At 63.7% G+C, this 8,284-nt stretch carries 7 protein-coding genes; 2 read left to right on the top strand and 5 right to left on the bottom strand.

Going from position 1 to position 8,284, the window contains the following annotated elements; genetic code table 11:
- Window positions 1-257 precede the first annotated feature (257 nt).
- Both C0Z16_RS34305 and C0Z16_RS34300 read left to right on the top strand, forming a co-directional pair.
- Window positions 258-1,370, top strand: coding sequence for a CaiB/BaiF CoA transferase family protein (locus C0Z16_RS34305; protein WP_102636431.1), 1,113 nt, complete (start codon window positions 258-260; stop codon window positions 1,368-1,370).
- A gap of 57 nt (window positions 1,371-1,427) precedes the next feature.
- Entirely contained in the window at window positions 1,428-2,576 is a 1,149-nt protein-coding gene (locus C0Z16_RS34300) for an acyl-CoA dehydrogenase family protein (protein ID WP_102636430.1), read from the top strand.
- 143 nt (window positions 2,577-2,719) lie between these two features.
- Here C0Z16_RS34300 and C0Z16_RS34295 read toward each other — a convergent pair whose 3' ends face one another.
- From C0Z16_RS34295 to C0Z16_RS34275, 5 genes are read right to left on the bottom strand one after another with little or no spacing between them, the layout of a single operon-like run.
- A complete protein-coding gene (locus tag C0Z16_RS34295) occupies window positions 2,720-2,980 on the bottom strand; it encodes a hypothetical protein (RefSeq protein ID WP_102636429.1) in 261 nt (86 codons plus the stop codon).
- A gap of 59 nt (window positions 2,981-3,039) precedes the next feature.
- Window positions 3,040-3,696, bottom strand: coding sequence for a sarcosine oxidase subunit gamma (locus C0Z16_RS34290; RefSeq protein ID WP_102636428.1), 657 nt, complete (start codon window positions 3,694-3,696; stop codon window positions 3,040-3,042).
- Complete coding sequence (locus C0Z16_RS34285; protein WP_102636427.1) at window positions 3,686-6,688, bottom strand: sarcosine oxidase subunit alpha family protein; 3,003 nt, start codon at window positions 6,686-6,688, stop codon at window positions 3,686-3,688. The genes C0Z16_RS34290 and C0Z16_RS34285 overlap by 11 nt, the downstream gene beginning before the upstream one ends.
- A complete protein-coding gene (locus C0Z16_RS34280; protein ID WP_102636426.1) occupies window positions 6,685-6,999 on the bottom strand; it encodes a sarcosine oxidase subunit delta in 315 nt (104 codons plus the stop codon). The genes C0Z16_RS34285 and C0Z16_RS34280 overlap by 4 nt, the downstream gene beginning before the upstream one ends.
- 23 nt (window positions 7,000-7,022) lie before the next feature.
- Window positions 7,023-8,267, bottom strand: coding sequence for a sarcosine oxidase subunit beta family protein (locus tag C0Z16_RS34275; RefSeq protein WP_102636425.1), 1,245 nt, complete (start codon window positions 8,265-8,267; stop codon window positions 7,023-7,025).
- Between the last annotated feature and the right edge of the window lie 17 nt (window positions 8,268-8,284).

Below are 8,284 nucleotides of genomic sequence, written 5' to 3'. Positions count from 1 at the left end.
CAAGCATGATCACCCGCCCGGGCCTACGGTCATGTGGCGCGGCTTCCTGGTGCTCCACGAAATCACGGAGATGTACCGGATCTTTAGCCAGGACGGGTGATTCACATCACGAGATGTGGGTAATCCTAAGGTCTTAAGTAGGGGGTCGCGCCTGTCGTATCGCAACGTTCCACCGTAGAGCCCCCTGCCCCTCCGAGGGGTGTGAATGCGCGTTGCGCTCTCTATCATTGGCTGCATTCATTCACATGAGGCAGACCATGACGTCGCAGAGACAAGGCCCGCTGACGGGGATCCGCGTGCTCGAAATCGCGGGCATCGGCCCGGGGCCGTTTTGCGGCATGCTGCTCGCCGATCTGGGCGCAGACGTCGTGGTTGTCGACCGCCTGGATCGCGGCGTCGAACAGGTCGACCTCGCGCAGCACGACATTCCGAATCGCGGCAAGCGCTCTATCGCTGCCGATCTGAAAACGCCGGAAGGCGTGCAGACGGTACTCGATCTTGTCGAATATTCTGATGCGCTCATTGAAGGCATGCGCCCCGGCGTGATGGAGCGGCTCGGTCTCGGCCCCGACGCCTGCCTGCAGCGCAATCCGCGGCTCGTGTACGGGCGTATGACGGGCTGGGGTCAAACCGGTCCGCTTGCTCACGCCGCGGGACACGATCTGAACTACATCGCGCTGTCCGGCGCGCTCTGGTATGCCGGTCAGCCTGGCGAGACGCCGATGACGCCGCCGAGTCTGGTCGGCGACATGGGCGGCGGCGCGCTCTATCTGGCCGTCGGTCTGCTCGCCGGCATCATGCATGCGCGCGGCACTGGACAGGGACAGGTGGTCGACGCCGCCATTGTCGACGGCAGCGCGCACATGATGTCGCTGCTTCTCGCGTTGCACGCGTCGGGCCAGTTCACTACCGAGCGCGGGCAAAGCCTGCTGGATGGCCCGCACTGGTACAACACCTATCGCTGCGCCGACGGCGGCATGATCTCGGTGGGGTCAATGGAACCGAAGTTCTATCGGCTGTTGTGCGAGAAACTCGGCCTTGCCGACGATCGCGCATACAACGACGCCCACGACAGACGCGCGTGGCCGGTCTTGCGTCAGCGCTTCGCCGAGCTGTTCGCGAGCCGCTCGCGCGACGAATGGTGTGCGCTGCTTGAAGGCACCGATGCATGCTTTGCGCCCGTTCTGAGCCCCGAGGAAGCTGCCACGCACCCGCATATGCAGGCACGGCAGACCTACACACGTGAGGGCGGCGTCTTGCAGCCCAATCCCGCGCCGCGCTTTTCGGCGACGCCCGCGCACGGCCCGCGCGCGATTCCCCGCCGCGGCGAACACACGGACACGGTCCTGAAAGACTGGGCCGCGCGCTGAGTGCGTGCGCGTCTTCTGGTAGCCATCGAGCACGCTTGCCTATACCAAGGATGACTGATGAATAAAGACCTATCGAGCCTGTTTCTCAGTGAACAGCAGATCCTGATTCGCGATACTGCGCGACGGGTGGCGACGGAAATCATCGCGCCGACAGCCGCCCAGCGCGATCTCCAATCCGCGTGGCCGCATAAGGAACTGAAGGATCTTGCGGAACTCGGCTTTCTCGGCATGCTGGTTCCCGAGGCATACGGCGGCACTGCCGCAGGCGTGCTCGATTTCTGCCTGGCTCAGCACGAATTCGCGGCGGTGGACGCGGGGCTCGCGACCATCCTGCACGTCCACAACTTCACGGCGATGTGTATCGCCGAGAACGGCACCGAAGATCAGAAGCGCCACTATCTGCCCGCCATGGCAAGCGGCGAAGCGATCGGCGCATTTCTGCTCTCGGAGCCGCACGCGGGCTCGGATACGGCGGCACTGCGGGCTAGCGCCGTGCGCGACGGCGACCACTATGTGCTCAACGGCACGAAGCAGTTCATTTCGAACGGCAGCGAAGCCGGCGTGGGCGTTGCGTTCGCGATCACGGACAAGGCCGCCGGCAAGCGTGGCGCGACCACGTTTATCGTCGATACTTCAAAACCGGGCTATCTCACGACGCGTGTGGAGAGCAAGCTGGGCCAGCACACGGCTCACACAGCGCAGATCACGCTCGACAACTATCGTGTGCCCGTCGCGGACAGGTTGGGCGCCGAGGGCGACGGCTATCGCACAGTCATGGGCGGGTTGTCGGATGGGCGTATCGGCATTGCGTTCATCGCAGCCGGAGCGGCGCGCGCCGCGCTCGAGGCGGCCGTGAAATATGCAAATGAGCGCGAGGCGTACGGCGCGCCCATCGCGCGGCTTCAGGGCGTTGCGTTCGATCTCGCCGACATGGCCGCACAGGTCGACGTTGCATTCCAGTACTGCATTCACGCGGCGCGCCTGCGCGACGCGGGCGTCGATTGCATGAAGGAGGCATCGATCGCGAAGCTGTTTGCGAGTGAGATCGCCGAGCAGGTTTGCTCGAACGCGCTACAGATCCATGGCGGCTACGGATACCTGTGCGACTTTCCGGTCGAACGCTATCTGCGGGATGTGCGGGTGTGCAAAATTTATGAAGGCACCAGCCACATCCAGAAGATGATCATCTCGCGTCATATCGGCTGAGACCGGCGCGCGCAGCATGCGCTTCGCGGTCCATCGGAATGGAACGGCGGCGCGGTTGTTCCGGGGTATTGGCGATGGCGCGGCGATCGAGAGCAAACCGCGAGCAACCCGCGAGCAATCCGCGACGCAACTGCAAAACGCTATCAACGCAGCCGCGCACGCGCAGCGCCTGCAATGCGCGCGAGCGCGTCCGCGCTCAGCCGCGCGGCGATCTTCTGAACGTATTCATGATGCCGCGCCTGCAACGGCGCACCGAGTTGCTGCGCGAGCAGATAGCGGATCAGCGCGATGCGCCGGTGCCGCAGCAGCATGCTCTGATCGAGCAGCGCAAGCGCGGCATCGGCATCGCCCTGCTGGCACGTGCGCTCGGTGAGGCGCGCGGTGACGACACGGGTCAACGTCATGTGAGTCCGGCAGCGGAAAAGCCGCGAGCGGTGCGCGGGCACACCACTCGCGGCGACAGTCACGACATCAGCGGCTCGGCTGCATCGAGCATGATCTTCACGAAGTAGTCCGCAAAGCTGCGCCTCACGACGAGGTCGAAACTGTCGGCGCCGGTGGGCACGAGCGTCATCGACGCCTTGAAGTAGTGGCTTTGCGCACACTGTCCGTCGCCGAACAGCTTCGGATGCAGATCGAGAGGACAGCCGCGCGAGAGCACTTCACGCGTGCGCGTGCCGCTGATTTCGAGCACCGTATAGCCGCTGCCAATATCCACCGCCGAAGCGAACACGCCCGCAAACGCGGCGCCGAGCTTCGCCTGCAACGGCGCGGTGCGCGTTGCGTCGTGCGCGGTCGCGGAGCGCACCAGCCATTCGTCCGGGCCGAGCCACAACATGTCGTAGCCATTGCCGCGCGCGACCGTGTTGGCCTTCTCCGGCGGCGGGCAACCCAGCACGTTTTGCACCGCCTGCACGAACGCGACGTCGCGCGAATCGCCGCGCACGTTCACGAGTTCGAGAAACGGCCGCTCGCTCAGTTTGAATGCCGCGGATGCCGTCGCCTGATGTTTTTTCAGCAGCGCATCCACGCCCACCAGCGGCGACTCCTGCCACACGCCCGTCTGCTTGCCGACAGCGCGATTCACGACCGACGCCGTTCCACCTGTTTCATTCCACATGTTGACGCGCTCCTTCGCTGTCGTAGAACACCGAACTGGTGATCTTCGCTGCAATCTGTTTGCCGCTAGAAAGCGGTACGGTGACCGTTTCGCCGATCTTGTCGAGACCGCCCTTCACGACGGCCATCGCGATCGAGCGCTTCAGGATCGGGCTGTAATAGCTCGACGTGACATGGCCGAGCATCGGCGCCGTATCGCCCTGGAAGGGACCTGCGACGATCTGCGAACCTTCGGGTATCACGAACGACGGATCGTCCGAGAGCAATCCGACCAGTTGCTTGCGCCCTGCCTTCGCCGTATCCGAGCGGGTCAGCGAACGCTTGCCGAGAAAGTCCTTCGACTTCGCGACGAGCCCGCCCATGCCGAGGTCGTACGGTGTCATCGAACCATCGGTATCCTGGCCCACGATGATGTAGCCCTTCTCCGCGCGCAACACGTGCATCGTTTCGGTGCCATACGGCGTGATGTCGAATTCCGCGCCTGCGGCCATCAACGCTTCCCACACCGCGCGCCCCACATTCGCCGGCACGTTCACTTCGTACGCGAGTTCGCCGGAGAAGCTGATGCGCATCACACGCGACGCGGCGCCCCCAACCGTGCCTTCGCGATAGCTCATGAACGGAAACGCTGCATTCGCGAAGTCGATGTCGTGACACACCTTCTGCAAGACCTTGCGGCTGTTCGGACCGACCACGGCGAAGGTCGCCCAGTGATCCGTGACCGACGCAAGGCGCACGCGCATGTCTGGCCATTCTGTTTGCAGCCAGCGTTCGAGCCACGTGAGCACACGCGCTGCGCCGCCCGTGGTTGTCGTCATCATGTAGTGCTGGTCGGCGAGGCGCACGGTCACGCCGTCGTCGAAGATCATGCCGTTTTCGTCGAGCATCAGCCCATAGCGGCATTTGCCGACCTCCAGCTTGCTCCACGGATTCGTATAGAACCAGTTCAGCAGCTTGGCCGAATCGGGTCCTTGAATGTCGATCTTGCCCAGCGTCGATGCATCGAGAATGCCCACACTCTTGCGCACCGCGAGCGATTCGCGCGCGACGGCGGCATGCATGTCCTCACCTGCTTTCGGGTAATACCACGGGCGCTTCCAGTTGCCGACGTCCTCGAAAGCCGCGCCGTTTTCGAGGTGCCATTCATGCACCGCCGTCTTACGCACCGGATCGAGAAACTCGCCCAGCTCGCGGCCCGCGAACGTGCCGAACGTGACCGGCGTGTAGTTCGGACGGAACGTCGTGGTGCCGGTCTCGGGAATCGTCTTGCCGAGCGCCTGCGCGAGAATCGCCATGCCGTTGATATTGCCGAGCTTGCCCTGATCGGTGCCGAAACCCATCGCCGTGTAACGCTTTACGTGTTCGACCGATTCGAAGCCTTCGCGCGCGGCGAGGAAAATATCCGCAGCGGACACGTCGTTCTGGAAGTCGACGAACTGCTTCGGCCCACGCGTCGCCAGTTCGCGTCCGCCGACGAGCCACAGCGGCTGCATCTTCGCCTCGCTGATCTCGGCCACCTGCACCGGATTCGGCCGCGCGACGATATGGCCCGCGGCGCGCGCCGCTTCGACGCCGGCATCGACGGCGAAGCGAATGCCACGGCCCAGCGTGAAATCGCCCGCGCAGGCGCCGACGCTCGTCTCCGCCTGCATCGCCTTGCCCGGCACGAAGCAGGCCTTCTCGTCATGCCAGTGCGCCTTGCCGCCCGACTGCGCGAACAGATGCAGCACGGGACTCCAGCCGCCGGACATGGCGAGCAGATCGCAGGACAACTCGCTTTGCTTCGCGCCGACCTCACCATTGGCGTAGGAAGCAACCTCGACGGACGCCACACGCAGTTTGCCGTGCGCCGCCGTGATCACCGCACCGCTGATCACCTTCACGCCATAGCGGCGTGCAAGCGCGGGCAGTGTGCCCTTCGATTCGCCGGCTCGCGGATCGATCACCGTCACTTGCGCGCCGGCCGCTTTGAGATCGAGCGCGCATTGATAGCCGTCGTCGTTGTTCGTGAACACCACGGCGTCGCGGCCCGGCAATACCGCATACCGATGCAGATACGTCGACACCGCCGAAGCGAGCATCACGCCCGGCAGATCGTTGTTGCCGAACACGATGGGCCGCTCATGCGCGCCGGTCGCGAGAATCACGCGTTTCGCGCGGATCTTCCACATCAGTTCGCGCGTGCCCTTGCGTTGCGACACGGGTAGATGATCTGTCAGACGCTGCGTCACCGTGACGAGGTTGTGATCCTGATAGCCGAACGCGGTGCTGCGCGAAAGAATCTTGACCTCGGGCATTTGCCGCAGTTCGTCTTCGATCTTGTGCACCCACTGCAAGGCCGGCTTGCCGTCGATCTCCGCGCGGCACGACAGCAGCGAGCCGCCGAGTTCGGGCTGATCGTCGACGAGCGTCACGCGCGCGCCGGACAAAGCGGCTGCATGCGCGGCCGCGAGACCGCTCGGCCCGCCGCCGACCACCAGCACGTCGCAATGCGCAAAGCACTTGTCGTAGCGGTCCGCGTCGAGTTGCTCCGGCGCCTTGCCGAGACCGGCCGCGTCGCGGATCACTTCTTCGTACTTCGGCCAGAATTTGCGCGGCCACATGAAGGTCTTGTAGTAGAAGCCCGCTGGAATGAAGCGCGCGAACTTCTGATTGACCGCCATGCGATCTTTCTCGATGCTCGGCTTCGCGTTCACGCTGCTCGCGACGAGCCCCTGATACAGCTCGATTTCGGTCGCGCGCGCATTCGGCACCGTGTATGCGCCGGTTTCGAGTTGCACGACCGCATTCGGCTCTTCCACACCCGCGGTGACGATGCCGCGCGGCCGGTGATATTTCCAGCTACGCGCAACAAAATGCAGGCCGTTGGCGAGCAAGGCGGAAGCCAGCGTGTCGCCCTGATAACCCTGATACTGGCGGCCGTTGAATGTGAACGTGAGCGGCAATGCGCGGTTGATGCGCCCGCCATTCTGGAGTCGGTCTTTCTGGCTCATTGCGTCTTACCCTCTTGTGGCTTGCCCTCGTTGCTGTCCATCTTGAGCAGCGGACGGTCGAACGTCTCGTAGCCCTGGATCTCGTAGCTCACCGTGTCGCGCTGCGCCTTGAACCAGCGGCGGCAACCTTGCGCATGCATCCATTGCTCGCGATGCACGCCGCGCGGATTCTTACGCATGAACAGGTAGTCGCCCCATTCCTTGTCGGTGAGTTTTTCGGTGTCGAGCGGACGCATGATGTCCGCTTCGCCGCCGCAGGAAAATTCGGTTTCGGCGCGTGGCCCGCACCACGGGCATTCGATCATCAGCATGTTGTCTCTCTCTATGTGGCGCGTTAGTGGGCGACGGCGGCCGCGCCGTGCTCGTCGATAAGATGGCCCGTGTAGAAACGGTCCAGCGAGAACGGCGCATTCAGCTCATGCGGCTCGTCCTTGGCAATGGTGTACGCATAGGCCCAACCGGAACCGGGCGTCGCCTTGAAGCCGCCCGTGCCCCAGCCGCAGTTGAAATAGAGCCCCTTCACGTCCGTCTTGCTGATGATCGGGCATGCGTCCGGCGAGACGTCCACGATCCCGCCCCACTGACGGTTCATCCGCACGCGCGAAAACACCGGGAACATTTCGACGATGGCTTCGAGCGTGCCTTCGATAATCTGGAAGCTGCCGCGCTGACCGAAACCCGTGTACTGGTCGACACCCGCGCCGATCACCAGATCGCCCTTGTCGGACTGGCTGATATACGCATGCACCGCGTTCGACATCACGACCGTGTTGACGACCGGCTTGATCGGCTCGGAGACCAGCGCTTGCAACGGGTGGCTTTCGAGCGGCAAGCGCACGCCGGCCATATCGGCGAGCGTCGACGTATTGCCCGCCGCCACGATCGCGACTTTCCTGGCCTTGATGAAACCCTTCGTGGTATCGACCCCCGTCACCTGGCTGCCGTTGCGGCGGATGCCCGTGACCTGGCAATTCTGCACGATGTCGACGCCCGCCTGATCCGCGCCGCGCGCGAAACCCCAGGCCACTGCATCGTGACGCGCCACGCCGCCGCGCCGCTGAATCGACGCACCGAGCACCGGATAGCGGCTGTTCAGATTGATGGTCGGCTCGAGCTCCTTGATCTGCGCGGGCGTGAGGAATTCAGCATCGACACCGTTCAGCCGGTTCGCATTTACACGACGCTCGGTGTCGCGCACGTCCTGCAACGTGTGCGCGAGATTCATCACGCCGCGCTGGCTGAACATCACGTTGTAGTTCAGATCCTGCGAGAGCCCTTCCCACAGTTTCATTGCCTTTTCGTAGAGCGCGGCCGATTCGTCCCACAGGTAATTCGAGCGCACGATGGTCGTATTGCGCGCCGTATTGCCGCCGCCGATCCAGCCCTTCTCGAGCACGGCGATATTGCGCACGCCATGCTCTTTCGCGAGGTAATAGGCCGTGGCGAGACCATGCCCGCCGCCGCCGACGATCACCACGTCGTACTCGCGTTTGGGCTCGGGACTCTTCCACTGTCGCTCCCAGTTCTCGTGATACGACATCCCGTTGCGCAAGAGGCTGAATATCGAATAGCGGCTCATCATTGATCCTTGTGGGT

This window comes from Paraburkholderia rhynchosiae (assembly GCF_002879865.1).
Taxonomy (GTDB): domain Bacteria; phylum Pseudomonadota; class Gammaproteobacteria; order Burkholderiales; family Burkholderiaceae; genus Paraburkholderia; species Paraburkholderia rhynchosiae.
This window is presented reverse-complemented; position numbering and strand designations above follow the sequence as displayed.